A 24,594-nucleotide genomic window follows, 5' to 3' on the forward strand; every position below is an offset into this window, starting at 1 on the left:
CGACCGGAGAGCATGCCATGGCCAAGTTCCCGAAGATCGACAGCCCCTGCCCCTATAAGGCCGATCTGGGCGCGATCATGGACGGCGATTTCTGTCGCATGTGCAAGCGTGAGGTTTTCGACCTGTCCGCTTGGAGCGATGGCGAGCGCGTGGCATTTCTGAAGGGGTGCGAGGCCGAGGTGTGCGTGCGCTACACGCTGCCGGCTCGCCCTGCGCTGGCCGCTGCGGCTCTGGCGGCGGCGGTGATCGCTCTGCCGGTGGCGGCGCAGGAGCCGACGGTGGTCTATGGCGACGCCGCCGTTCCGGACGAGGACTATGACATGATCATCGTCGGCGGGATCAAGGATCCCAAGGCGGTGGCGATGGTCGAGGATCCGGCCGATGCGACCCTGCCCGAACTGCCGGTTGTCTATGACGACGCGCCACAGCCGGTCACGGTGAAGCCCGCGTCCTGACTTCCGCCAGCGATTGCCAGTCGAGCAGGCTGGCCAGCTGACCCGCCGCCGTGATCGAACGCGCGTCGCCGTCGCCGATGGTGAGCGCGATATGCGTGGCATCGAACCCGTCGAGCGACATGTCGAAGCTGCGCCACGCGCCGTCGACATAGGCCAGCGTCCAGCTGTGCGGCATGAACACGTTGCTGACGCCGTGATAGCGTTCGCGCGAATAGACGAGGCCGCTGGCGACGCGGGTGGGGATGCCCGCCGCGCGTCCGAGCGCCGCGAGCACCACCGCATCTTCGGTGCAATCTCCAGCGCCCGACGCCAGCGCATCTGCGGCGCTGCGATGGCCGGTGAAGTCGATGCGGTGCATCACCGTCCGCGCGCGCACCGCCAGTTCCTCCATCGTGCGCGCGGGGGATAGCTTGCGGCGGATCACCGGGCGGGCGAGTGCCAGAACGCGGGGATGGTCATGCTGCAGCCAGGCGGTCGCGCGGCGTGCATCGGCGAGGGTCGCCGGATCGCCGGGCAGGCCGGGGCCGCAGCTGGTGCAGATATCGAGCGTGACGCCGGTCGCGTCGAGGGTCACGCGCTGTTCGCCGGTCGCTGGCGGGGAAAAGGCGATGCCGTCGATGAACCCGAAGCGATAGCGGATGTGGCCCTGCGCGGCGGCGGGGCCGATCCGTACGGGCGACTTGGCCATGACATTGCGCAACAGGCGATAGGGCGGATGCGGGCGCAGCGCTGTGTCACGGTCGACTGGGCGGGTAGTGACGGCGACGCCGAACATTGGCTGGATCGCCGCGACGATGCGCCCCGATGCGTCGAGGTCGAGTCGCATGATCCCGCGCAGTTCGGTGCCCTCGAACCGCTTGCGCAGCACCGTCAGCGTGCCGGGGCGCTGGGTTGGTGCGCGTTCGATCGTCACCCGCTCGACCAGCGCGGCGGCGGGGTTGAGGTTGAGGAAGCTGAGCGTCGAGTCGGCGGTCCAGCCGCGCATCAGCGCCTCGCCATTGTCGAAGCGGGTGCCGGCGGGCAGCGCGATGCGGGTGACGTGGCGTCCGCTCTCACTGTGGCGCGTGACGGTGGCGCTGGCCGCGGTGATGCGGGTTTCGAGCCGGCGGATGGTGCGCCCGTCGCGCGACTCGGTCAGGATCAGCAGCGGGCGGCCGGAGCTGTCGAAGCGGGTCGTGGTCGTGTCGGTCAGCGTGGTGCTCGGTCGGTCGCCATCCGCGAGCCGCAGTTCGCGCAGCTCTATCGTCTCGCGTCCGTCGGGCAGTGTGCGAGTGGTGGTCGCAGCATGACCCAGCACCACGCCGGCATCGTCGGCGATGACATACCAGCCCCGCGGTTTGGCTTCGCGCTGGGTCGCGCCGGGCAACGCTGCGATGGCGACGGTCAGGAACAGCAGACGGCGCAGCATCCCGCGATGCTACGCCGCACGTGCGTGCAGCGCTAGGGGCCGCTCAGCTCGCCTCGCCGCCCGACAAATCCTGATAGAACATCAGCGCATTGCCATCGGGGTCGTAGAAGGTGAGCAGGCGCACCATGCCGGGGATTTCGTTGATCGGCCCGTCCTGCCGCACGCCCGCAGCATCCAGCGCCGCCTTGGCCGTGTCGAGATCGGTGACGCCGAAGGTGAGCGTTGCGCCGCCGGGGCCGCCTGCGCTTTCGACCTGCGACAGGCCGACGCTGACGCGCGCGACCGACGAGGTCAGTTCGCACCACGCAATCTCATCCATCCGGTACATGAGCGTCATGCCGAGCACGTTTTCATACCAAGGGATCGACCGGTCGAGGCTGGTGACGCTGAGCGCGCAGGTCAGTCCGCCGTCATAGGAAATCGCGGTGTTGGTCGCCTCAAGGGTAGCTTCGCTTGCCATATCGTCCTCCCGACTCTATAGTTCCATTTGTATAGTAGATTGTGATTTGGTCAAGCGTGTGAATGATCCGGTTCTGACAGGTGCGGTGTTGCAACAGATGGCGGCGGGGCGGTGGACGATTCCCGTGCTGGCGCTGCTCAGCCGCGAACGGGGGGCGCGCTTTGCGGTGATCGAGCGGCGCTTCAGCCTGTCGCGCAACAGCTTGGCGCGGACGCTGGCCTATCTGCGCGAAGAGGGCTGGGTGATGCCCAATCCCGGCCATGGCCACCCGCTGCGCCCCGAATATGTGCTGACCGATAGCGGCCGCGCGGTGGGCGCGGCGTGCGAGCGGATCGAGGATGCGCGCGTGCGGCTGGGGCTGGAGGCGCCGGACCTGTCGCGCTGGACGTTGCCGGTGGCGGGCGGGCTGGGCGACGACTGGACCCGCTTCAACGCGCTCCAGTCGCGGCTGGCCCCGGTGACGCCACGCGCGCTGTCGCTGACGCTGCAGGCGATGATCGGGCAGGATCTGGTGCAGCGGCGGCTGGAGGACCGGTTTCCGCCGGTTGCGCTCTATGGCCTCACCGGGAGGGGGACGGAGTTGGCGGTGGCGGTGGCAGGGTAATCAGCCCGCCGCGCCATGTCCCTGCGCCAGATATTCCTCCGACTGCATCTCCATCAGTCGCGACACGGTGCGTTCGAACTCGAACTTGCCGTCGCCCTCTCCATACAGGTCGAGCGGGGCGGCGTCGGCCATCGCCAGCAGTTTGACCTTATGCTCGTAGAGCGCGTCGATCAGCGTGACGAAGCGGGCGGCTTCGTTGCGGTTTTCCGGGCCGAGGCGCGGGATGCCGACGATGATGACGGTGTGATAGCGGCGCGCGATGGCGAGATAGTCGGACGCGCCGCGCGCTTCCTCACACAGCCGCTTGAACGAGAAGACGGCGACGCCCTTCAGCGCCTTTGGCACGTGCAGCGTGCGGCCTTGAACCGACAGGTCTTCGCTTGGCACATGCGCGCGATCCTCGACCGGGTAATCGGTCAGGCGGAAGAAGGCGGCCGAGAGGGTCGCGGTGTTGGCCGGGCTGTTGGGGACCAGCCACAAGTCCATCTTGCCGAGCCGGTCGCGGCGATAATCGGTCGGGCCGTTGAGCGGCAGGACGTCGAGCTTGTCCTTGAGCAGCGCGATGAAGGGCAGGAAGCTGTCACGCTGCAACCCGTCCTTGTACAGGTCGTCGGGCGGACGGTTGGAGGTTGCGACCACGCACAGCCCCTCGGCCATCATCGCGGTGAACAACCGGGACAGGATCATCGCGTCGGCAGTGTTGTTGATCACCATCTCGTCGAATGCGAGCAGGCGCAGGTTTTCGGCGATCGCCTTGGCTACCGGCGGGATCGGGTCGCCCGCTTCCTTCTTGCGTTCCTCGGCGATGCGGGCGTGCACCTCGATCATGAACTCGTGGAAATGGACGCGGCGCTTGCGCTCGATCTTCACGCAGCCGAACAACAGGTCCATCAGCATCGATTTGCCGCGCCCGACACCGCCCCACATGTACACGCCGCGCGGAGCCTCGGGCGCACGCCGGGCGAGGCGCCACAACACGCTGCCCTTGCGCGGGCCTTGTTCGAGTTCGCGCGCGAGATGGGCGAGGCGGCGCGCGGCGGCGGCCTGATCCGGGTCGGCACGCAGCTCGCCCGCGGCGACCAGCGCCTGATAGCGTTCGAGGACTCCGGTCATGCGCCTGGTGGCGATGATTTGCGGACGGTGCCGGAGAAGCTGGCGAGGACGTTGTCGTCCTGTCGCACCAGCCCGCGCATGAAAAGCATCCGCCCGGTTTCGCGGAGCAACTCGACCTCCGCGACGATCGGCTCGCCGATCCGGCTGGTGCCGATGAACTGCGCCGACAGGTCGAGCGTGACTGCGCCACCCGCGCCCAGCACGCCGAAGGTGCGCGCCGCCGCGAACAGCGCGACGTCCATGAAGCCGAGCAACGCACCGCCATGGGTCGACTCGCGCAGGTTGGAGTGCTCACGCCCCGGCACCATCCGCACCAGCGCCTTCTCACCCTCGATCCGGGTCAGGATCGGACCGAGGAACGCGTTGAAGCGCGTCGGATCGCGCAACTCCCAGCGCTTCCAACCCGGATGCTCCGGGTCGTCCACATAGACGAAATGCGTGTCGGCCTGCGACAAGTCAGGGGTTGCCGGAGCGGATCAGACGACCCGCTCGGCTTCCAGCTTCTTGATCTCGGCAATCGCCTTGGCGGGGTTCAGACCCTTGGGGCAGACATTGGCGCAGTTCATGATCGTGTGGCAGCGATAGAGGCGGAACGGATCTTCCAGCTCGTCGAGCCGCTCACCGGTCGCCTCGTCACGGCTGTCGGCCAGCCAGCGATACGCCTGAAGCAGGATCGCCGGACCCAGGAACCGGTCGCTGTTCCACCAATAGCTGGGGCAGCTGGTCGAGCAGCACGCGCACAGGATGCACTCGTACAGGCCGTCGAGCTTCGCGCGGTCCTCCGGCGACTGCAGCCGCTCCTTGCCCGATGGGGGCGGGGTCACGGTCTGCACCCACGGCTTGATCGACGCGTACTGCGCGTAGAAGTGCGTGAAGTCGGGGACCAGGTCCTTGATCACGTCCATCGCGGGCAGCGGGGTGATCTTGATGTCCCCCTTCATATCCTCGATCGCGGTGGTGCAGGCGAGGCCGTTCTTGCCGTCGATGTTCATCGAACACGACCCGCAGATCCCCTCACGGCACGAGCGCCGGAAGGTGAGCGACGGGTCGATCTCCGACTTGATCTTGATCAGCGCGTCCAGGACCATCGGCCCGCACTCGTCTAGGTCGATGGTGAACTGGTCGTAGCGCGGGTTCTTCCCCGAGTCGGGGTCGTAGCGATAGATGGTGAAGGTCTTTTTTCGCGATGCGCCGACCGGCGCCGGATGCGCCTTACCCTTCGTGATCTTGCTGTTCTTCGGAAGGACGAAGTCGGCCATCGTGAACCTCTTAAAACTACACCGCGGACGGGCTGGCGACGCGGCCACCCCAGTCCAGATTGCGCGTCAGATACATAACCGCTGCCAAGGCTGCAAACAGAAGCAGCGATCCGATCAGCAAGGAATAGGCTTCCAGGCTGAGCAGGATGTAGAGAACGCCATACAGCGCTACAAGAAGGCCCGCGATAAACCCTGCGCGACGGCGGCTGCCGAGCACCGCGGCGCTGTATGCGGTCAGCAGCGCGATGACCCCGCCGGCGGCCACCATATAGGCCGGGGTGAAGCCGACGACCTCGGCAAAGGCGAGCAGCAGGACGAAGAACAGCACGAGTCCCGCGCCGACCAGCAGATATTCGACCGCCGACACGCGCACCCCGGCGACGACGTCGAACAGCAGGAACGCCATGAAGGTGAAGCCGATGAACAGGAACCCGTATTTCACGCTGCGATTGACCTGCGCATAGAGGTCGACTGGCTGGATCAGGCCGACCTGTGCCTCGGCCGATGGGGCGGCGGTGGGCGAACGCGAGTCGTAATTCGGCTGTGGCTCACGCGAGTCGGCGGGCGAGTCGCTGGTCGATGCGAGTGTGGTGCCGAGCGCGAGGTTCGAGATGCGATAGGTCGCGCTGAACCCGCTGGCCGTGTTGCTGTGCTTTTCGGGCAGGAAGCCGCCGGTGTAGCTGGGATGCCGCCACGGCGAAGTGACGGTCCAGCGCGTCGCTCCAGCACGCGGCGCGAGCGCGACGACCGAATGGCCACGCAGGGCATAGGCGAATTTGGTGGTGATCGGACGCTCGCGCAGCGCCGAAGCGTCGAGGTTGGCGAAGAAGCCCGATCCTCCGGTGGCGGCAACGCCGTTGCCCGGCTGGGCCGGGGCGGGCTGGCCGTCGATGGTGATGCGGTTGGCGGGTTTCAGCCCGCGCGGGTCCGCTACGCCAAAGCGCAATTCGGCCTTGTCGAACTCCAGCGTCGCGAGATCGACGATGCGTGCTGCGTCGGGCGGCAGGCGGAAGGACGCGCTGCCCGAGATATCGGCGTCATAGACCACCGATTCGTAGATCGAACGCGTGCGCCGTTCGGGCTTGATCCGCGTGTCGATGTCGAGCGTGGCGGGGGCGATGAACAGCTGGCGGCGCTGGGTCGTGGTGCGGGTGACGGGCTTGCCATTTTCCTGCACCGTCTCGGTCACCGGCAGCGCATAGGGGATGACGAGCAGCGGCCCGGCGAGGGTCTGCGGCCCGCCCCAGCCCTCGGCGATGCTGCTGCGCGCGGTCTCCGACTGGCTCTGCCGGTCATAGACGAGCAGATAGACCATGAAGAGCGGAATGGTCAGCATCGCGCCGATAATCAGCGCGAGCAGCAATTTCATTCCGGGCGAACGGTCGGGGGCGTGCAGGTCCATGAGCGACTCCTGTCAGTGAAGTCGCTGGCGTAGCGCGCGGCCGTACGCGCGGCATGAGCGCAGGGTGAGGCTTTTCTGAGCGCGTCAGATCACGTCGAGGACGAGGCCCAGATCGCGCGCTTCCTCGGCCTCGATATACAGGTTCGACGGCGCCTTTTTGCACAGCGCGTCAAAGCCCAGCTTCGACCCAGCGACGATGTCGCGGAAGCCCTCTTCCTCGATCCGGATCGACTCCTCGATCTCGTGCAGCTTGGCCTGAAGGATCGGGACCAATGTCTTGAGCGGGCCTTCGAGATGGATGTCGGCGGTAAGCTTGCGCTCATGGATCATCAGCCGGGTGCCCTGAGTCAGGAAGCGTTTGTCGACCGGGAAATGCGCCATAAAGGTCGCGCCCGCCGAATAGACCGCGACCTTGCCAAGGAACAGGATCTCGCGCCCGGTGAACTCGCGCAGCAAGCGGACTTCATCACCCATCAGCCGTGCGACCTCGGGATCCCCGCCCAGCGTTGAAATCGCGATGACGAGCGTGCCGTCTGTCGGCGCGGCGGCGAGCTGGTCGCGGAAGCTCTGGTACATCGCGTGGTCCACCGGCCCCGACAGGCAGATGTGCGGCGTCGCGAGCAGCGGATAGCGCGTGCTGTAGGGGGCTGGCGTCGCGGGATCGGACGGGGCGTCGAAGGCCGGGGCGGGGATGTCGAATGCTTGGGTCATCGCCCGCGCAACCATCGGCCGGGGACTAGGTTCCCGCCGGGCACGTCGCAGTCCATCGCGCACGCCGATTGCAACCAGCGCGATGCCCGCCGCAAGCAGCGCCAGAAAGGCGAGGGGAATAAGGGTCTCCACGCCGCTTCAACCCGCAAATCGGCGAAAGGATCAGCGTCAGATACTCTGCAGGCTGTCGACCGATGGCTTGCCCACCGGCTGGGTCGCGATCTTGGGCATGCGCGCCTCGAGCGGGGCGAGCCATGTCTGCACGTCGGCACCGATGCTCCGCTGGGGCAGCGACGGCTTGAGCTTGCCACGGGTTTCCCAGCTGGCGATCTGGCCAATCGCCTCGGTCACCGCGCTCCCCAGCGGCTGGGGCTTGCGCAGCGCGCGGTTGACCAGCGCGTCGCCGAAGAACGTCCAGTCATTCTCCGCCGCGCAGCCGAAGGACGAGCGATCCGCCGCCGCCGCGCTGACGATCGCGGTCTGCGGGCTCGACAGGACGGGGACGAACACACCCGAATAACAGGCGCTGACGATCAGCAACCGCCGCTGCATGCCATGCGCCTGAAGCAGTTTCGCGAGCCGCTTGGGCGAGATCGCGCCGAACCCCTGATCGCCGTCATTGTACACGACGCCGAACGGCGCGCCGTGGCTGGTGGTGTAGAGGACGAGCACATCCTCCTTCTCATCCATCAGCTCGGCGATGCGGGCGAGCGCGACCTCGATATTGGCGGGGGAGCCCATGGGGAGCGGGGAGGGCGTCTTCCCGTCGCTCCCGCCCAGCGTGATCGTGCGTCCGACCGCGTCATAGCGCCGCGCGAGTACCTTGCCGGCCTCGCGCGCCTCGCGCCCGAACACGGGGTCGCTGTCGAGTGCGACCGAGAGGACATAGGCATCGACCACGCCCTTGCGCTGGGGCAGCAGCGGGCCAAGCGCACGGGTCAGACGGCGATGTTCGGCAAGGGCGTGGGTGGCGGTGCGATCACGCTCGATCTGGGTGCCGCCATCGGCCTGCTGGGCCAGTTCCTCCGGCGTCGATCGTGTCAGCGCGGGCGGCGGGGGGGCGGTGTGCTGGGGCGGCGTGTAAGGCTGTTGCTGCGCGGACGCAGCGGGAAGCGCGAGCAGCGCCACGGCAAACGGCAGGATCAATCGCATCGAACCACCCCCTGTGTGCAAAGTTGATTGGAGGATGCGGGAAGGTCAAGAGACAGCGCACGCGTTGCTGCCGGTACCGGATTTTGGTAACTTGCGCACATGGCTGCCAAGAACACCAGCGTCGCCTTGGGCGACCACTTCACCGCCTTCGCCGCGCAGCAGGTCGCGTCTGGGCGCTACGGCTCGATGAGCGAGGTCATTCGCGCGGGGCTAAGGTTGCTGGAGGATGAGGAGCAGCGGATGGCTGAACTACGAACGGCGATAGCAGAAGGTTTGGCCAGCGGCGAACCGGCACCGTTCGATTTTGAAGCATGGCTCGCATCGAAGACAGCCGCCGAGTGACACTGCGGCTCGAACTTCTGCCCGGCGCGATCTCTGATCTTGATGCGATCTACGCTTATTCGGTCGAGCGATGGGGCGTCGGACAGGCAGATCTCTATCTTCGAGCGCTCAACGCGCGGATGCAGGGCTTGCGAACCTTTCCTGCTCTTGGGACGCCGCAGGACACGTTGCATACCGGACTGCGTCGGATCGGTGAGGGCAGCCACAGCATCTATTATCTCGCCCGCGACGAGACCGTGGTGATCGTGCGTGTCCTGCACGATCGCATGGATAAGAAACGCGCGCGTTTCACACTCCAGCAGCCCGTGCAGGATTTTCGGCCAGAGATGTAGCTGGCGGCGCGAGGCCGCCAGTCACTCAATATACCCGCTTCTTCGGCTTGATATACTCGACCTCGTCGGTGAGCGTGTAGTCGTGCACCGGGCGATAATCGATCGCCACGCTGCCACCCTTGCCGCCCCAGCCGTCAAAGCTCGCCACGGTGTGCTTCATCCAGGTCGCGTCGTCGCGATCGGGGAAGTCCTCGTGCATATGGGCGCCGCGCGATTCCTTGCGGTTGTCGGCGCTGCGGATGGTGACGACGGCCTGGCTGATGAGGTTGTCCAGCTCCAGCGTCTCGATCAGGTCGGTGTTCCAGATCAGCGACCGGTCGGTCACGCTGATATCGTTCATGCTCTGATAGACCGCGTCCATCTTTGTCACGCCCTCGGCGAGCAGCGCGGTGTCGCGGAACACCGCGGCGTTGCGCTGCATCGTGCGCTGCATTTCCGCGCGGATCTTGGCGGTCGACGTGCCGCCCTTGGCGTTGCGGAAATGGTCGAGGCGGGTGAGCGCAAACTCCTCCGACCCCTTGGGCAGTGGGTTGTGCGGCGTGTTGGGCTTGAGCAGCTCCTTGAGCCGCAGGCCGGTCGCACGGCCGAACACGACCAGATCGATCAGGCTGTTCGAGCCGAGGCGGTTGGCGCCGTGCACCGACACGCACGCCGCTTCACCGACCGCAAACAGGCCGGGGACGACCGCATCAGGGTTGCCGTCGCGCAGCTGCACGACTTCGCCATGATAGTTGGTCGGCACGCCGCCCATATTGTAGTGAACCGTCGGCACCACCGGCAGCGGCTTCTTGGTCAGGTCGACGCCTGCGAAGATCTTGCCCGTCTCGGTAATCCCCGGCAGCCGCTGTGCGAGCACATCGGCGGGAACATGGTCGAGGTGCAGGAAGATATGGTCGCTGTCCTTACCGACGCCGCGCCCCTCACGGATCTCCATCGCCATCGAACGCGCGACGACGTCGCGGCTGGCGAGATCCTTGGCCGAGGGGGCGTAGCGCTCCATGAAGCGCTCGCCTTCGGAGTTGGTGAGGTACCCGCCTTCACCGCGCGCGCCTTCAGTGATCAGCACGCCGGCGCCATAGATGCCGGTCGGGTGGAACTGGACGAACTCCATGTCCTGCAGCGCGATGCCCGCGCGCAGCGCCATGCCGTTGCCGTCGCCGGTGCAGGTGTGGGCGCTGGTTGCCGACTGGTACACGCGCCCGCCGCCGCCGGTGGCGAGGACCACGGCGTGCGAACGGAAGCGGTGGATGCTGCCATCCTCCATGCACATCGCGATCACGCCACGGCACGCACCGTTTTCCATGATCAGGTCGAGCGCAAAATATTCGACGAAGAAGTCCGCGTCATACTTCAACGACTGCTGATACAGCGCGTGCAGCATCGCGTGGCCGGTGCGGTCGGCCGCGGCGCAGGTGCGCTGCACCGGGGGGCCTTCGCCCATATTCTGCATATGGCCGCCGAACGGACGCTGATAGATCGTCCCGTCGTCGTTGCGGCTGAACGGCACGCCGGCATGTTCCAGCTCGATCACCGCCGCCGGCGCTTCACGCACCATATATTCGATCGCGTCCTGGTCACCCAGCCAGTCCGACCCCTTGACGGTGTCGAACATGTGCCAGGTCCAGTGATCGGGCGAGTTGTTGCCGAGGCTCGCGGCAATACCGCCTTGCGCCGCGACGGTGTGCGACCGGGTCGGAAACACCTTGGTGATGCACGCGGTTTTCAGGCCCGCCTCGGCGCAGCCCATGGTTGCGCGCAGGCCCGAACCGCCTGCGCCGACGACGACGGCATCATAGCTGTGGTCGATGATCTTGTAGGCGGCGGACATCAGGCGGGTGCTCCGGTGGTGACGGTGGTGAAGGCAATCTTGAGGATCGAGAAGATCGCGAAGACCGCGCCGCCGATGGCGAAGAAGTTGAGCAGCGTCATCAGCACGATGCGGCTGGCGTCGCGCGCGTAATCCTCGATCACGACCTGAAGCCCGGCCTTGAGGTGATAGAAGACGCTGAACACGAGCAGGATCATCGGCACTGCGGCGACCGGCGCGGACAGCCACGCCTGCACGGTTTCATAGCCCAGGTCAGGCAGGCGGATCAGGCTGACGATCAGCCAGGTCATCAGCAACAGGTTGGACCCCGCCGACATCCGTTGGTGCCACCAGTGATGCGTGCCCTCATGCGCAGAGCCGAGACCGCGGACGCGGCCGATGCTGGTTCCGGTGCCCATTACTTCGTCTCCACCGCGATCGGGGTTTCGGTCTTCGGTGCCTTGGCCAGTTCGCCATAGACGATCCAGCCCCACAGAGCAGTGGTCAGCGCGACCGCCACGATCATGGTCAGCACCGCAAAGCTCTTGTTCGTCTTCAGCTCATATCCGGCGCCGGCATCCAGGAAGAAGTGGCGGATGCCGGTCATCATGTGCTGGAAAAAGCTGAGCGTGAGCCCAACGCCAAGGATGTAGCCGATGACGTTTGGTGCGCCGCTTTCGACCGTCAGGCAGTCGAGAAACTTGGCGTAGCTTTCCGGACCCGAGGCCAATGCGCACAGCCACCACAGGAACACGCCGACCCCGACGGTCGCCATTCCGCTGCCGGTCGCGCGGTGCAGGATCGAGACCAGCATGTGCGGCCCCCATTTCCAGACCTGGAGATGGGGTGAGAGCGGGCGGTTGATGTTGCGGGCCTTGGCCACGACGTGTCCCCTATGATTTGCGCCTCCAAATAGCCCCCCGCGTCGCCGATGCAAGAAGCTACCCAGCAAATCATCTGTCCCTAACCCACCCTTAACCACTTCGCTTGTAGCGTTGTGAGTAAGGCCCGGTGCGAAGTGCGTCCGGGACAATGGGGGACTGTTTCCGTGACTCGAGCGCGAGCGAACACCGATATGCCCGCAACCGGAGCGATGAGCGCGCGGATCGACATCGCCGCGCGGTTGCGGATTTTCGATTTTGACGGGTCGATGGACCGCCTGAGTCGCGACGTGTGGAACCTGCTGGAGCCCGAGATTAGGTCGGTGTCCGAAGCCTATTGGCAGCAATGGCTGCGCTGCTTTGCCGATGAACGCGACTGGGCGCCCGACGATACGCAGAAGATGATCGATGTGGGTATCGTGTTCCTGCGTAACCGCTTTCTCGACACGCGTGGCCGCGCCTGGATCGAATCGATCGAACGCTCGGTGGCCGCGGCCTATGGCGCCGATGTGGCTCCGACCGCGCTACTGTCGATGATCAACGCAAGTGACCGCGCCGCGCTTGAGGTGCTGGTGCGTCGGGTCGAGCCGGGCGATGCGCGCCTGTCCACATTCATCGACACGCTGATGCGTCTGTCCGCGCTGGAGAGCGACATCACGGTCGAAATCTACAACCTCTACCGCGAATACAGCGCGCAGGTGGCGCGCGACCGCCTCGCCAGCCAGTTCCGCGACTCGATCGGCACGACCGTGGAGCGCGCGTCGAGCGAGGGTGAGGCGCTGCGTGCGCAGGCCAGCCATACGTCGTCTGCGGCGCGCGGTATGCTCGGCAAAGCGAGCGAGGTCGCTGCCGCCGCCGAACAATCGGCGCTGGCGATGCGCGAGGCCGCGCACACCGCCGCCGGCCTGATCCGCGCGATTGAGGATGCACGCACCGAAGTCGAGGTTGCCGCCGATGTCGCGACGCGCGCGTCGGCGCAGGCCGGCGAAGCGGTGGCGATGAGCGAAATGCTGTCCGACCATGCCAAGTCGATCGAATCGATCCTGGGCCTGATCCGCGACATTGCCGGCCAGACCAACCTCCTCGCGCTGAATGCGACGATCGAGGCGGCGCGCGCGGGCGATGCCGGGCGCGGCTTTGCGGTGGTGGCGCAGGAGGTGAAGAGCCTCGCCAACCAGACCGCGCGGGCGACCGACGATATCGCGGGCAAGATCGCAGCGATCCAGTCCGCGACGCGCGGTACAGTCGAAACCAACGCCTCGATCCGCAACACCGTCCAGGAAGTTCAGGCCAGTGCCGACCGCATCCGCGGCGCGATGGAGGTTCAGGCGCAGACGGTGACGGCGATCACTGCGGCAGTCGATGAGACTGCGCTGGCTGCCGACTCGATGTCCGCCACGATCGGTGCGATCCGCGAGGACACCGAAAGCGTCGCCAGCGATATCGAGCGGGTCGGTCAGGGCTTTGCCGCACTCGATGCCGAACTGGGTGCACTCAAGAACAGCGCGGGCGAATTCGTCGCAAAAGTCGCTGCATGATGGAGGGGATCAATGGCCGGAGCCAGGGAGCTTGGGCAATGGAGCGGCGACGATCGCCCCATTGCCGAGCGAATTCGCGACTATGACTGGGACGGCGCGATTACCGGGGGCTGCGCGCGCATTGCCGAACTGATTGGCGACGATTTCGAGACGATCGCACGCGGCTTTTGGGATCATTATCTGTCGCTGCCGGCGACAGCGCATATCCGCAGCTACTTCGTAGGCGCGCGGCTCGATGAGCAGATCGTGCTCAGCACGCGCTACACCCGCGTCAAATATTCGCGCCCGTTCGACGCCGAGTGGGTCGAAATGGCCGGCAAACATGCTGACGACTCGCACCGTGCGCGGATTCCGTTGCCCGCCTTGCTGTCGGCCTTTGCCTTTGCGCATGCGCGGACGTTCGAGATATTGGGCAATCGCCTGCCTGACGATGTTGCGGGCTTTCGCCAGTTGAGCGATGTCGCAACCCGCATGTCGATGCTTGAGGCGGATTTCATGGCCTCGCGGCTCGGTATCCGCGATGCTGAACTCGCCCGGCGGGCGCGTCAGGGCCAGTCGGACCGCTTTCGCGCCGATATCGCGGGGACGATCGACATGACCAGCACGCTGGGCGCGCGGGTGCGCGATCAGGCGCGCGGCGCGGCGAACGCGGCGCGCGGGATGCAGGGCAAGACCAACGAAGTCGCCGCCGCCGCCGAGCAATCAGCGCTGGCGATGCGTGAGGCGGCGTCGACCGCTGCCGGCCTGATCCGCGCGATCGAGGATGCGCGCGCCGAGGTCGATGTGGCGGGCGATGTCGCCCAGCGCGCCAGCCGCCATGCGAGCGAAGCGGTGATGATGAGCGCGACGCTGGCGGGCCATGCCCAGTCGATCGAATCGATCCTGGGCCTGATCCGCGACATTGCGGGGCAAACCAATTTGCTCGCGCTGAACGCGACGATTGAGGCAGCGCGGGCGGGGGATGCCGGGCGCGGCTTTGCCGTCGTCGCGCAGGAGGTGAAGAGCCTCGCCAGCCAGACCGCACGCGCGACCGATGATATCGCCGCAAAGATCGCCGCGATCCAGGCGGCGACCGACCAGACGGTGGCCACCAACACCACGATCCGCGCCACGGTGAGCGAGGTGCAGGCGAGCGCCGACCGCATCCGCGACGCGATGGCGATGCAGGCGCAGACGGTCACCGCGATTACCGCGGCTGTCGATGAAACTGCGCTGGCGGCGGATTCGATGTCCGCCACGATCGGCGCGATCCGTGAGGACAGCCATGCGGTGGCGGGCGAGATCGACTCGCTCGAAACCGCATTTGGCGAGATCGATGAACGGCTCGGCCAGCTCAGCGATGCGGCGACCAGCTTCTCGGCCAGCGTGGCGGCCTAAACTTCCTAATCTCCCTCCCGCTTGCGGGAGGGGCTAGGGGAGGGCCTGTCCAAGCATGCAATCAAACGCCCCGTTCGCCGTGATGATCAGGTCGCCAAAGCACCCAGCTTTGGCTGAAACGTCCGGGGGACGTTTCACCTGATCATTGTCGAAGGGCCGCAGTACAACAGATGTTTGGAACGACCCTTCGACAGGCTCAGGGCAAACGGCTGTTAAGTGCCCTCCCGCAAGCGGGAGGGGAGACTCGAGCAGGGGTGACGGACCGCCAAGTTGCGACTAACCGGGTCGCCATGACGACCCATATCCTAGTCACCGGCGCCAGCCGCGGCATCGGCGCCGCGATCCTCTCCAGCTTTGATGGCCGTGACGTGCGCGCGGTCGGGCAGGGGACGGCGAGCGGCATTCCCGCCGACTTCACCGACCCGGCTGCGCCCGCCGCCCTGTGGCAGGCCGCGCTCGACCAGCTCGACGGGCGGGTCGACGTGCTGGTCAACAATGCTGGGATTTTCGAGGCCGCGCCGATCGACCTCGACGACGATGTCTGGCTCGCCGCATGGGAGCGGACGATGCAGGTCAATTTGACCGCCTCGGCTCAGCTCAGCCGCTTTGCGGTCAGGCACTGGCAGGAGCGGGGCGAGGGTGGTCGTCTGATCAACATCGCCAGCCGCGCCGCCTATCGCGGTGACTCGCCGGCGCACTGGCACTATGCCGCGTCGAAGGCGGGCATGATCGGCATGACCAAGAGCATCGCGCGCGGCTATGCGAAGGAAGGCATCCTCGCCTTCGCCATCTGCCCCGGCTTCACCATGACCGGAATGGCCGAGGATTATCTCGCGAGCCGCGGCGGCGACAAATTGCTCGCCGACATCCCGCTCGGCCGTGTCGCAATGCCCGATGAGGTCGCGACCATGGCCCGCTTCTGCGCGCTGGAGGCCCCGGCGTCGATGACCGGCGCGGTGCTCGACGTGAACGGGGCGAGCTATGTCCGCTAAAGGTGCGCTGCTCGCCGCAATGCTCGGCGGATGCGCGGCGGCGGCACCCGCCCCTCAGGCAAGCGCACCCGCTGCGGGCGTGTCGGGCAAGGAGCATGTGGCCCAGTGCAAGGACCGCGACGGGTGGAGCGATGCGGCGCCGCCGGTTCAGGTTTACGCCGATGTCTGGCAGGTCGGCACCTGCGGCATCGTCGCGCTGCTGGTCACATCGGACGCGGGCCATATTCTGATCGACGCCGCGACCGACAAGGCCGCGCCCGGCATCGCGCGCAATATCGAGCGGCTCGGGTTCAAGCTGTCCGACGTGAAGATCATCCTCAACGGGCATGAGCATCTCGACCATGCCGGCGGGATCGGCGCGCTCCAGCGGATGACCGGCGCGCGCCTGCTCGCCCGCGCCCCCGCGCGCGCTGCGCTGGAAAGCGGCGAAGCGTCGGCGGACGATCCGCAGCTTGGCATGAACCCCAAATTCCCTGGCGCGCGCGTCGACGGCATCGTCGCGGACGGCGAGGTGGTGCGGCTCGGCCCGCTCGCGCTCACCGCCCATGCGACGCCCGGCCATACGCCCGGATCGACCAGCTGGTCGTGGCGCAGTTGCGCGGGCGCGGAGTGCCGGAACATCGTCTATGCCGACAGCATCAGCGCGCTGTCCAACGACAGCTATCGCTTCTCCGACCACACAGCCTATGTCGCCGCCTTCCGCGCCGGGCTTGACCGGCTGGCGGGGCTGGATTGCGATATCCTGATCACCCCACACCCCGGCGCGAGCGACTTCCACGCGCGCCTCGCCGGAAGCGCGCCGCTGGTCGATGCCAAGGCATGCGCCAACTATGCCGCCGGAGGACGCGCACGGCTGGATGCACGGCTGGCGAAGGAGAGCGGACGATGACCGAAGTGGTGAAGCGGGGCGGTGCCGGGCGGTTGTTGATCTGGATCTTCGCGGGGGTCGGTCTGCTCGCCGCGGTCGCGGTGATTTGGCTGGCGGCGATGCTGATCGGTACGGGGCGGTTCAGTCGCAGCCACGACCCCGCTCCGGTCGCGGTCAAGGGGCAGACGGCCCCCTTTTCGGTGCAGGATGTCCGCGATGTGCGGGGGACCGGGCTGGTCCAACTCGCCATCGGCATTCCGGGGCGGGTTGGCAAAGTCGCCTCATCTTCGGGTCGCTATGATTTCGATCATCGCAACCTGATTCTGCTCGACAAGGCGACAGGTGCGAGCCGCAAGCTGCTTCCCGACAACAACCGTAGCATTATGGAATTTCGCTTCCTGCCTGCGGTCGCCGCACTCGATGGCGCGCAGCGGCGGGGCGAGGAATATATCGAGGAGGACCCAGATGAGGCGGATGGCAAGAGGGTGCCGCCCGCGGCCTATTATGTTCTCGCCGTCGCTCAGGCCGACCTGACCAAGCAGGATGTGCTGGTTGGCAACATTTCCGACGGTCGGCAGGCATTCCTGCTCAAGAACCTCGACGGCATCGATCGCATGTGGATGCTGACTCCCACGCGATTGGCGCTGGTGGTGCGCGAAGGCATGGCGGTTCACTACAAAGTGATCGACGTGCCCACGCTTAAGCTGGTCCTCGCCCGGCCAGTGGAGATCGGCTGATGACCAGCTGGAAACTGACCCTGCCCTGCACGCGTGACGAGGCCGAGGCGATCGATTTCGAGGGTGCGGAGCTGCTCGGCATCGATCCTGCGCCGGTGTTGCTGACCAGCGAGACGATCCCCGACGATCCACTTGCGTGGCAGCTGGAGGCCTATTTCGAAGCGAAGCCGGGCAAGGCCGACATCGCCGCAATCCGCACGCTGGCTCCCAGCGCGAAGAAGGCGAAGGAGGTCATCGAGCAGATCCCGGACGAGGATTGGGTGACGCTGAGTCAGCAGGGGATCGCGCCGGTTCATGCCGGGCGCTTCTATGTCCACACCTCGACCAATCGGGGCGAGGTGCCTGAGGGCGCCAAGACCTTCCAGATCGAGGCTAGCCGGGCATTCGGCACCGGCACGCACGAGACTACCGCCGGCTGCCTGCGCACGCTCGACGCGATGCGCGCGCGGGGCGAGCGGGTCGACAATCTCATCGATATCGGCACCGGCACCGGTCTGCTCGCCTTTGCCGCGATGCATTTGTGGCCGCGCGCCTATGCCACCGCATCGGACATCGATCCGGTGTCGGTCGAGGTGACGGCGGAGAATGCCGCGATCAACGGCGTGCCGCTCGGCGTGATGCAGGGCCAGCTCGCGCTCGCCGCTGCGGCGGGGCTGGAGCATCCGCTGCTCACCGGCCGCGCGCCCTATGACCTCGTCATCGCCAATGTGCTGGCCGGCCCGCTGATCGAACTCGCGCCGAGCATCAGCGCGGTGCTGGCGGAGGGCGGGACGCTGATCCTGGCGGGCTTGCTGGAGACGCAGGCGGAGCGGGTCGCGGGGGCATATCGCCGCCACGGACTTCGGCTGGCGGGCAAGACCCCGATGGGCGACTGGCCGACGCTGCGGCTGCGCAAGCGGACACGCTATGGCTGGGACCGCACGACGCGGCCCGGACCGGACGGGCAGGGGCTGGCGCCGGGGTTCGGGAGCTGGTGACGGTCAGGGCTTGCTGAGCGTTGGCTCGCCATAGGTCATGAACATCAGCGTGCTGCCGGTCGGCGCGCGATAGGCCCCTTGTGCGCCGCCGAGGTGCATGGCGAGGCCGGTGAGCTCCCACCCATCCTCCTCGCTCGCCTCGATCATTCGGGTCGTGAGGGCTTCCAGGCCCTGGGCTTCGCCAAAATCGCGAACACGCTGCGCCGCGCCGCGCACCGCTTCGGGCACGGAGGGATGATCCCAACCCCATAGAAACGTACCGTCAGCAGTGTTCAGCGTGCCGACGACTTGGACCGGCGCGGTGAGCGCCCAGCCCTTTTGATTGGTGAAGATGATCGTGCCCGCTTCGAGGTTGACATCCCAACGCGCCGCATCGGCCCCCCATGTTGCGACATGGGCGCTGGTCTTCATCTCCAGCTCGGCGCGGGCGCGTTCGAAAACGGCATCGATTTCGGTGTCGCTCAGACCTGCGGCATAAACGGGAAGTTCGGTATCGCGCGTACCCTTCGCAGCGGCGCCATTGCCGAACAATTTCGTGAACAGTCCTGCCATTCCCCACCCCCGTCACAATGTCCCGGTCGATTTAGCCGTCGCGACCCCGCGCATAGTCCTGCGTCCCCCGCGTGATTACCCGGTCGTCCGGCTCGATCGCGGCGATGGCGATATCCGGCTGGGCCAGAATCTCGTCATAGAGCGGGGCGAAATCGGTCTCGATCGTCACGCGGAGCAGTTCGTCGAAGCTCGGGATGACGAAATAATTCTGCTGGAAATCGTCGATGCGGTAATTGGTCCGCATTACGCGCTTGAGGTCGAAGCCGATCCGGTTCGGGCTATCGCTGTCGAGCGCGAAGCGGCTTTCGCCATAGCTGGACACGATCCCCGCGCCATAGATGCGCAGATCGTCATCCTCCTGGATCAGCCCGAATTCGACGGTGTACCAGTAGAGGCGCGAGAGCTGCTTGAGTGCGCCATGCTCCAGCGCGCGCAGGCCGCCGCGGCCATAGGCCTCCATATAATCGGCGAAGACCGGGTCAGCGAGCAGCGGGACGTGGCCGAACACATCGTGGAAGACGTCCGGCTCCTGCAGATAATCAAGCTGGTCGGCGCGACGGATGAAATTGCCCGCGACGAAGCGGCGATTGGCCATGTGATCGAAGAACACGTCATCGGGGACAAGGCCGGGGACGGCGACGACCTGCCAGCCGGTCGCCTTCATCAGCCGCTCGGACAGATCCTCGAAATTGGGAATGCCGCTTTCGGACAGCTTGAGCAGGTCGAGCCCGCGCAGAAACGCTTTCGACGCGCGACCGGGCAGCAGCTTGATCTGCCGTTCGTACAGCGTGTCCCACACGGCATGGTCTTCAGCCGTGAAGGCGTCCCAATTTTGCGGGATGGTCCAATCGGTGCCCGCGCCTTCCGGCGGGCGTTCAAGAACGTGGCTTTCACTCATCATGTCCGCAGCATAGCATGACGACGCGACACGCGGAACCGAGGGGTTTGCCGGAGATTGTGTCGGCGAGGAGTGATGCGATGCCCGTGAATCTCGACGCCAAGGCGCCACCCGCCTCCGCGCTGCTCGCCGAATGGCCGCGCGCTGCGCTGTCGGTAGGGGCGCTGCCCTTTGCGTGGAAGGAACTGCTGGCCGAACCGCGCGGTGACGGGCGGCCGGTGATGACGTTGCCGGGACTGGTCAACAGCGACATGAGCAACATCGTCATGCGCCGCTACCTCGATGCGCTCGGCTATCGCGCCTATCCGTGGGCGTTGGGGCGTAACTTCGGCGCGCGCGCGATCGGGGCGGAGGGCGAGCGCCTGTTCGAGCGGATCGCGCAGGTCCATGAGGAAACCGGGGAAACGGTGACCCTGGTCGGCGTCTCGCTGGGCGGGATCATGGCGCGGATCGCGGCGCATCGCCATCCAGAGCTGGTGCGTGAGGTGATTACGGTCAGCTCGCCCTTCGCCGGCCTGCCCACCGCGACCAATGTCTGGCGGGTGTTCGAGCTGGTCAGCGGCCAGCGCGCCGACGATCCGGCGGTGCGCGCGATGCTGGAGGAGGCGTCATCGCCCTTGCCGGTCCCGGCGACCGCGATCTGGAGCGCGAGCGACGGGCTGGTCAATGGCGCGATCTGTCACGAGCCGGACTGCGAAACGGCTCGATCGATCGAAGTCGATTCGAGCCATTTGTGGGTGCAGATGAAGCCGCAGGTGCTGCGCGCGATTGCGCAGACGTTGGGGCGGGGGGCAGCAGCCTAGCGGCGGCTGTGCACCAACCTCCGTTTGTGCTGAGCTTGTCGAAGCACCAGACCCGCACTCTCAACCAAGCGCGGTATTTCGCCCTTCGACAATGATGAGGTGAAACGTCCCCCGGACGTTTCAGCCAAAGCTGGGAGCTTTGGCGACCTGATCATCAGGGCAAACGGATGCGGGGGCTCATCAATCGCACTCGTCCGGATCCTTGCGGCACTTCTCGTCCTGCTTCTTGCGCTCGCGGCCTTCCTTGGCCTCTTTCTCGCGCATCTTGCGGCCGTAATTGCGGTCGGATTCGTCCTGGCTGGTGGTCGCCCAGTCGGCGGCCTTGCCCACGACCTTCACCGGCGCGGTGACAACGTCAAACGCGGTCTTGGCGACGCAGCCGCCCGACAGCAGCGGCAGAACCGCGACAGCAACAATCAGGTTCTTGCGCATCGCGCGGTCCCTCATTCAGCCGGACGGCGGGAGTGCCGGTCGCGTGCCTCGACCCCGGCATAAGGGTAATCGGTGAATAAACCATCCACACCGGCATCGAGGAATCGCGCAATTTCGGCGGCCATGTCGCCATGCCCCGCGGGGTTGATCCCCTTGCGCAGGCGCGACGGCAGGAAGTAATTTTCGGCGCGGAAGGTCCAGGGGTGGACCTTCAGCCCGACGCCATGTGCGTCGGCGACCAGCGAGGAGACGGTGCCGTCGCCCGTGACCACCATGTCCTTGTGCGGCCCGATCCCGGCGGCATAGGCGGCGATCGCCTTCAGCCCGTCGGCCGTCGCCATCGCTGCGTAGCTTGGATGCGTCTTGTCCGCCGGCCCGCCTTCCGCCGCCATCAGCTGGATCAGCTTGACCGGGGTCAGCTGCTTTAGCGCCTTGAGATTATTCACCTCGAACGACTGGATGAACATCGGCGCATCGGCGCGGTCCCAGCCTGCGGCTTTCAGCTCCGCGACCAGCAGCGCTTCCATCGGCAAGCCGATCGACGCGAAATAGCTGGGGTGCTTGGTCTCTGGATAGATGCCGATCGTCCGCCCGGTCTTCGCGCTCGCATCCTTGGCCAGCGCGATGATCTCGCGTAGCGTCGGCACCTCGAACTGGCCGTCATATTTGGTGTTGCCCCGGCGCAGCAGCGGCAGCCGCTCCTTCGCGCGCAGCGTCTTCAATTCGGCCAGCGTGAAATCCTCGGTGAACCAGCCGGTATGGCTCATCCCGTCGATCAGTTTGGTCCGCTTGCGCTCGGCAAATTCCTTGCGGCTCGACACATCGGTGGTGCCGGTGATGTCATTCTCGTGCCGCGCGACCAGCTGGCCGTCTTTCGTCACCACCAGATCGGGCTCGATAAAGTCCGCACCCTGCTCGATCGCGAGGGTGTATGCGGCGAGCGTATGTTCGGGCCGTTCTCCGCTGGCGCCGCGATGCGCGATGATAATGGGCTTGGACGAGATGGCGGCCTCCTTGGCGAGCGCGGGCGTTGCAATCATGGCCAGCACCAGTGCCGCTCGCAACATCCCTGTCATCGCCCTATCTCCACCAGTTCATTCCGGCGGCTAGGTGATTCGGATGACAATATGGAGGCACGATGGCCGATAACGACAGCGTGATCGCCGCAGCGCGCGGATGGGCGGGCGCACGGATGGCGCTGGCGACCGTCGTCTCGACCTGGGGTTCGGCCCCGCGCCCGCGCGGCAGCCACCTGCTTGTCCATGAAGACGGGCGGTTCGAGGGATCGGTGTCGGGCGGGTGCGTCGAGGCCGACATCATGGCCGTCGCGGCGGAGGTGATCGCCGGCGCGCCGTTCGCACTGCGCCGCTATGGTGTTGCCGACGCTGCGGCGTGGGAGGTCGGCCTGCCATGCGGCGGCGAGATCGAGGTGATGGTCCAGCCGGTCGTGCCCGACGGCTTTGACCCGGTGCTGTTCGATGCGATTGCAGAGGCGCGGGAGGCGGGCAGGGGCCTCGCGGTCGCCACTGACATGGCTACCGGGCGCAGCAGCCTCGACCCGCTGCCCGACGCCTTCATCAACCGCTATGAACCGCCGCGCCGGTTGCTGATCGTCGGCGCGGTACAGATCGCGCAGGTGCTCGCCGGGCTCGCGCGCGAACTTGGCATCGCGACCGTGGTGATCGACCCGCGCGGGCGGTTTCTGACGTCTGAGCGCTTCCCCGGAGTCACGCTGGACGATCGCTGGCCCGATGAGGCGGTCGCGGCGCTGCGCCCGGACGGCGCGACGGCGGTGGTGACGCTGAGCCATGATCCCAAGATCGATGATCCCGCGCTGATTGCGGCGCTGAAGGGCCGGGCGGGCTACGTCGCCGCGCTCGGGTCGCGTAAAAGCCATGCGGCGCGACGCGCGCGGCTGGCCGAGGCGGGGCTGACCTCCGAGCAGATCGACCGGGTCGAGGGACCGGCGGGGATCGACATCGGCGCGGTTGGCCCGGCGGAGATTGCGCTGTCGATCGCGGCTGGCATGGTTCGGGCGCTGCACGCATGATTGCGCCCGAACGTACCGCTTTGATCCTGCTCGCTGCGGGGCGTTCGCTCCGCTTTGGCGACGTGGACAAGCTGACAGTGCCGTATCTCGGCCGCCCGCTCGGCCTGCATGTCGTAGTGGCGCTGGAGGCGATCCCGTTCTGCTCGCGGATCGGTGTGGTCGCGGGTACGGCGCTCGATCTCGCGAGTTGCGGTTACAGCGTCGTCACCAATGACGACCCCGCCGCTGGGCTCGGGCGCTCGCTCCGCCTTGGCGTGGAGGCGGCGGCGCAGCATGATCCCGATGCGGTGGTGATCGCGCTCGCCGACATGCCCCGCGTCACCGCGACGCAAGTCTATCGCCTGCTGGACGATGCGCGCGGCGACGAGGCGATCGTCGCGTCCAGCGATGGCGTGATCCCGCGCCCGCCGGTGCTGTTCGGCCGTGCGCATTTCCCGGCCTTGCTCGCTGCGCGCGGCGATGTCGGTGCGCGTGATCTGGTGCGGCGCGGGCATCATATCGTCGCGCCTCCCGCCGAGCTGATCGACATCGATACGCCGGAGGATCTGGCAAAGCTGGCGCATGGCTGATCAGACGCTGGCGATCGCGCTGGGCCTGATCTCCGCGTTCACGCTGGCGCTCGCCAATATGGCGGTGAAGCGGGGGGAGGACATTCTGGTCGGGCGCGCGGTGCTGTCGTCGAGCGCCGCAATCGTGATCGCGCCGTTCGCGCTGATCGTGCCACTGCCCGACGCCGCGACCTGGACCGCGCTGGCCTGGGCCGTCCCGGCGCACTTCGCCTATCAGATCTGCCTCGTCCGGGCGATGCAGCGCGGCGACCTCAGCCTCGTCTTCCCGATCATGCGCGGCGCCGCGCCGTTGTTGACCGCCGGGTTCGCGGTGCTGGTGCTGCGCGAGCATCTGCCGCTGATCGGCTGGGTCGGGCTGATGCTGGCGACCGGCGCGGTGATCGTCTTCGCACTGCCCGCGCGCGGTGTGTCGCTCGCCGCGCATCCCGACAAGGTCGCACTCGGCTGGGCCTTTGCGACGGCAATCGGGGTCGCACTATACAACATGGCCGACGCGCGCGGGGTGCGCGTCGCGCCCAGCCCGTTCACCTACATCGTGTGGCTGTTCATGCTCGATTGCGTGTGCATCACCACCACCGCCCTGCTGCTGCGCCGCCGCGCGCTGGCGCAGGCGGTGCAGGCGACGTGGAAGCACGGTGTCGCGGCGGGGGCGCTGTCGAGCGTCTCGTTCGGCTCCGCGCTCTACGCCTTCTCGCTGATGGAGGTCGCAAAGGTCTCGGCGCTGCGCGAGACGGCGGTGGTATGGGCCGCGCTGATGGGTGCGTGGATGCTGGGCGAAGGGTTCGGCGCTCGGCGGATCGTTGCGGCGGTGGTGCTGGCGGGCGGGCTGGTCCTGCTCCAGTTCAGCTAGTTCCTCCCCTGCTGCGCAGGGGAGG

29 protein-coding genes are annotated in these 24,594 nt (G+C 66.6%); 14 read left to right on the forward strand and 15 right to left on the reverse strand.

Annotation, left to right across the window (positions count from 1 at the left end; all coding sequences use genetic code 11):
* The first annotated feature begins 17 nt into the window (after positions 1-17).
* Positions 18-455 carry a hypothetical protein gene (locus tag K9B35_RS08685; RefSeq protein WP_224921432.1) on the forward strand — a complete coding sequence of 146 codons (438 nt, stop codon included), beginning with the start codon at positions 18-20 and terminating at the stop codon, positions 453-455.
* Here K9B35_RS08685 and K9B35_RS08690 read toward each other — a convergent pair.
* Positions 433-1,863, reverse strand: coding sequence for a transglutaminase-like domain-containing protein (locus tag K9B35_RS08690; RefSeq protein ID WP_224921433.1), 1,431 nt, complete (start codon positions 1,861-1,863; stop codon positions 433-435). The two genes, K9B35_RS08685 and K9B35_RS08690, sit on opposite strands and share 23 nt — an antisense overlap.
* A gap of 43 nt (positions 1,864-1,906) precedes the next feature.
* Positions 1,907-2,323 carry a VOC family protein gene (locus K9B35_RS08695; protein WP_224921434.1) on the reverse strand — a complete coding sequence of 139 codons (417 nt, stop codon included), beginning with the start codon at positions 2,321-2,323 and terminating at the stop codon, positions 1,907-1,909.
* Between the two features lie 58 nt (positions 2,324-2,381).
* On the opposite strand from K9B35_RS08695, the gene K9B35_RS08700 reads away from it, so the two are divergent.
* The gene (locus K9B35_RS08700) at positions 2,382-2,927 is read left to right on the forward strand and encodes a winged helix-turn-helix transcriptional regulator (protein WP_224921435.1); all 546 of its coding nucleotides are present in this window, start codon (positions 2,382-2,384) and stop codon (positions 2,925-2,927) included.
* Here the strand turns inward: K9B35_RS08700 and zapE are convergent, their stop codons facing one another.
* The 6 genes from zapE to K9B35_RS08730 form a co-directional block, all read right to left on the reverse strand.
* Entirely contained in the window at positions 2,928-4,040 is a 1,113-nt protein-coding gene (gene zapE / locus K9B35_RS08705) for a cell division protein ZapE (RefSeq protein WP_224921436.1), read from the reverse strand.
* Complete coding sequence (locus K9B35_RS08710) at positions 4,037-4,495, reverse strand: PaaI family thioesterase (protein ID WP_224921437.1); 459 nt, start codon at positions 4,493-4,495, stop codon at positions 4,037-4,039. Before K9B35_RS08710 ends, zapE begins: the two co-directional genes overlap by 4 nt.
* A 21-nt stretch (positions 4,496-4,516) precedes the next feature.
* Positions 4,517-5,299 carry a succinate dehydrogenase iron-sulfur subunit gene (locus tag K9B35_RS08715; protein ID WP_224921438.1) on the reverse strand — a complete coding sequence of 261 codons (783 nt, stop codon included), beginning with the start codon at positions 5,297-5,299 and terminating at the stop codon, positions 4,517-4,519.
* Positions 5,300-5,315: 16 nt separating this feature from the next.
* Positions 5,316-6,701 (reverse strand): cell envelope integrity protein CreD, encoded by a 1,386-nt coding sequence (gene creD, locus K9B35_RS08720; protein WP_224921439.1) that lies wholly within the window; start codon positions 6,699-6,701, stop codon positions 5,316-5,318.
* An 84-nt stretch (positions 6,702-6,785) separates the two neighbouring features.
* Positions 6,786-7,412 (reverse strand): ATP-dependent Clp protease proteolytic subunit, encoded by a 627-nt coding sequence (locus K9B35_RS08725; protein ID WP_224921440.1) that lies wholly within the window; start codon positions 7,410-7,412, stop codon positions 6,786-6,788.
* 168 nt (positions 7,413-7,580) lie between these two features.
* Positions 7,581-8,564, reverse strand: coding sequence for a C13 family peptidase (locus K9B35_RS08730; protein WP_224921441.1), 984 nt, complete (start codon positions 8,562-8,564; stop codon positions 7,581-7,583).
* A 99-nt stretch (positions 8,565-8,663) separates the two neighbouring features.
* On the opposite strand from K9B35_RS08730, the gene K9B35_RS08735 reads away from it, so the two are divergent.
* On the forward strand, positions 8,664-8,906 hold the full coding sequence (locus K9B35_RS08735; RefSeq protein ID WP_224921442.1) for a type II toxin-antitoxin system ParD family antitoxin: 243 nt from the start codon (positions 8,664-8,666) through the stop codon (positions 8,904-8,906).
* Positions 8,876-9,238 (forward strand): type II toxin-antitoxin system RelE/ParE family toxin, encoded by a 363-nt coding sequence (locus tag K9B35_RS08740; RefSeq protein ID WP_224921443.1) that lies wholly within the window; start codon positions 8,876-8,878, stop codon positions 9,236-9,238. Before K9B35_RS08735 ends, K9B35_RS08740 begins: the two co-directional genes overlap by 31 nt.
* Positions 9,239-9,263: 25 nt before the next feature.
* On the opposite strand, the gene sdhA is transcribed toward K9B35_RS08740, so the two are convergent.
* Genes sdhA through sdhC form a run of 3 tightly spaced genes read right to left on the reverse strand, consistent with a single transcriptional unit; the run spans position 9,264 to position 11,928 of the window.
* Entirely contained in the window at positions 9,264-11,066 is a 1,803-nt protein-coding gene (sdhA, locus tag K9B35_RS08745) for a succinate dehydrogenase flavoprotein subunit (RefSeq protein WP_224921444.1), read from the reverse strand.
* Positions 11,066-11,464, reverse strand: a complete 399-nt coding sequence (sdhD, locus tag K9B35_RS08750; protein ID WP_224921445.1) for a succinate dehydrogenase, hydrophobic membrane anchor protein — start codon at positions 11,462-11,464, stop codon at positions 11,066-11,068. The genes sdhA and sdhD overlap by 1 nt, the downstream gene beginning before the upstream one ends.
* The gene (gene sdhC, locus K9B35_RS08755) at positions 11,464-11,928 is read right to left on the reverse strand and encodes a succinate dehydrogenase, cytochrome b556 subunit (protein WP_224921446.1); all 465 of its coding nucleotides are present in this window, start codon (positions 11,926-11,928) and stop codon (positions 11,464-11,466) included. The genes sdhD and sdhC overlap by 1 nt, the downstream gene beginning before the upstream one ends.
* A gap of 192 nt (positions 11,929-12,120) precedes the next feature.
* Here sdhC and K9B35_RS08760 point away from each other — a divergent pair, with 192 nt between their 5' ends.
* From K9B35_RS08760 to K9B35_RS08785, 6 genes are all read left to right on the forward strand, one after another.
* Positions 12,121-13,464: a methyl-accepting chemotaxis protein gene (locus tag K9B35_RS08760; RefSeq protein WP_224921447.1), complete on the forward strand. Its 1,344-nt coding sequence runs from the start codon at positions 12,121-12,123 to the stop codon at positions 13,462-13,464.
* Positions 13,465-13,476: 12 nt separating this feature from the next.
* Complete coding sequence (locus tag K9B35_RS08765) at positions 13,477-14,841, forward strand: methyl-accepting chemotaxis protein (RefSeq protein ID WP_224921448.1); 1,365 nt, start codon at positions 13,477-13,479, stop codon at positions 14,839-14,841.
* A gap of 290 nt (positions 14,842-15,131) precedes the next feature.
* Complete coding sequence (locus K9B35_RS08770; RefSeq protein WP_224921449.1) at positions 15,132-15,833, forward strand: SDR family NAD(P)-dependent oxidoreductase; 702 nt, start codon at positions 15,132-15,134, stop codon at positions 15,831-15,833.
* The gene (gene bla / locus K9B35_RS08775) at positions 15,823-16,722 is read left to right on the forward strand and encodes a subclass B3 metallo-beta-lactamase (protein ID WP_224921450.1); all 900 of its coding nucleotides are present in this window, start codon (positions 15,823-15,825) and stop codon (positions 16,720-16,722) included. The genes K9B35_RS08770 and bla overlap by 11 nt, the downstream gene beginning before the upstream one ends.
* Complete coding sequence (locus K9B35_RS08780) at positions 16,719-17,438, forward strand: hypothetical protein (RefSeq protein WP_224921451.1); 720 nt, start codon at positions 16,719-16,721, stop codon at positions 17,436-17,438. Before bla ends, K9B35_RS08780 begins: the two co-directional genes overlap by 4 nt.
* Positions 17,438-18,415 (forward strand): 50S ribosomal protein L11 methyltransferase, encoded by a 978-nt coding sequence (locus tag K9B35_RS08785; protein ID WP_224921452.1) that lies wholly within the window; start codon positions 17,438-17,440, stop codon positions 18,413-18,415. Before K9B35_RS08780 ends, K9B35_RS08785 begins: the two co-directional genes overlap by 1 nt.
* Positions 18,416-18,418: 3 nt before the next feature.
* On the opposite strand, the gene K9B35_RS08790 is transcribed toward K9B35_RS08785, so the two are convergent.
* Positions 18,419-18,967, reverse strand: coding sequence for a DUF6882 domain-containing protein (locus tag K9B35_RS08790; RefSeq protein WP_224921453.1), 549 nt, complete (start codon positions 18,965-18,967; stop codon positions 18,419-18,421).
* Positions 18,968-18,998: 31 nt separating this feature from the next.
* Positions 18,999-19,868 carry a phenylalanine 4-monooxygenase gene (phhA, locus tag K9B35_RS08795; protein WP_224921454.1) on the reverse strand — a complete coding sequence of 290 codons (870 nt, stop codon included), beginning with the start codon at positions 19,866-19,868 and terminating at the stop codon, positions 18,999-19,001.
* A gap of 77 nt (positions 19,869-19,945) precedes the next feature.
* Between phhA and K9B35_RS08800 the strand changes: the two genes are divergently transcribed.
* Positions 19,946-20,668 carry an alpha/beta hydrolase gene (locus K9B35_RS08800; RefSeq protein ID WP_224921455.1) on the forward strand — a complete coding sequence of 241 codons (723 nt, stop codon included), beginning with the start codon at positions 19,946-19,948 and terminating at the stop codon, positions 20,666-20,668.
* 180 nt (positions 20,669-20,848) lie between these two features.
* On the opposite strand, the gene K9B35_RS08805 is transcribed toward K9B35_RS08800, so the two are convergent.
* Together K9B35_RS08805 and K9B35_RS08810 are read right to left on the reverse strand one after the other, a co-directional pair.
* Positions 20,849-21,100: a hypothetical protein gene (locus K9B35_RS08805; protein ID WP_224921456.1), complete on the reverse strand. Its 252-nt coding sequence runs from the start codon at positions 21,098-21,100 to the stop codon at positions 20,849-20,851.
* A gap of 11 nt (positions 21,101-21,111) precedes the next feature.
* Positions 21,112-22,176, reverse strand: a complete 1,065-nt coding sequence (locus tag K9B35_RS08810; RefSeq protein WP_412103452.1) for a glycerophosphodiester phosphodiesterase — start codon at positions 22,174-22,176, stop codon at positions 21,112-21,114.
* Positions 22,177-22,238: 62 nt separating this feature from the next.
* On the opposite strand from K9B35_RS08810, the gene K9B35_RS08815 reads away from it, so the two are divergent.
* The 3 genes from K9B35_RS08815 to K9B35_RS08825 are packed head-to-tail and all read left to right on the forward strand — an operon-like array spanning position 22,239 to position 24,569.
* Positions 22,239-23,150 (forward strand): XdhC family protein, encoded by a 912-nt coding sequence (locus K9B35_RS08815; protein ID WP_224921457.1) that lies wholly within the window; start codon positions 22,239-22,241, stop codon positions 23,148-23,150.
* A complete protein-coding gene (locus tag K9B35_RS08820) occupies positions 23,147-23,719 on the forward strand; it encodes a nucleotidyltransferase family protein (protein WP_224921458.1) in 573 nt (190 codons plus the stop codon). The genes K9B35_RS08815 and K9B35_RS08820 overlap by 4 nt, the downstream gene beginning before the upstream one ends.
* On the forward strand, positions 23,712-24,569 hold the full coding sequence (locus K9B35_RS08825) for a DMT family transporter (protein WP_224921459.1): 858 nt from the start codon (positions 23,712-23,714) through the stop codon (positions 24,567-24,569). The genes K9B35_RS08820 and K9B35_RS08825 overlap by 8 nt, the downstream gene beginning before the upstream one ends.
* Positions 24,570-24,594: the final 25 nt, after the last annotated feature.

Source organism: Sphingomonas sp. R647 (genome assembly GCF_020177055.1).
In the GTDB taxonomy this organism is placed as follows: Bacteria; Pseudomonadota; Alphaproteobacteria; order Sphingomonadales; family Sphingomonadaceae; genus Sphingomonas.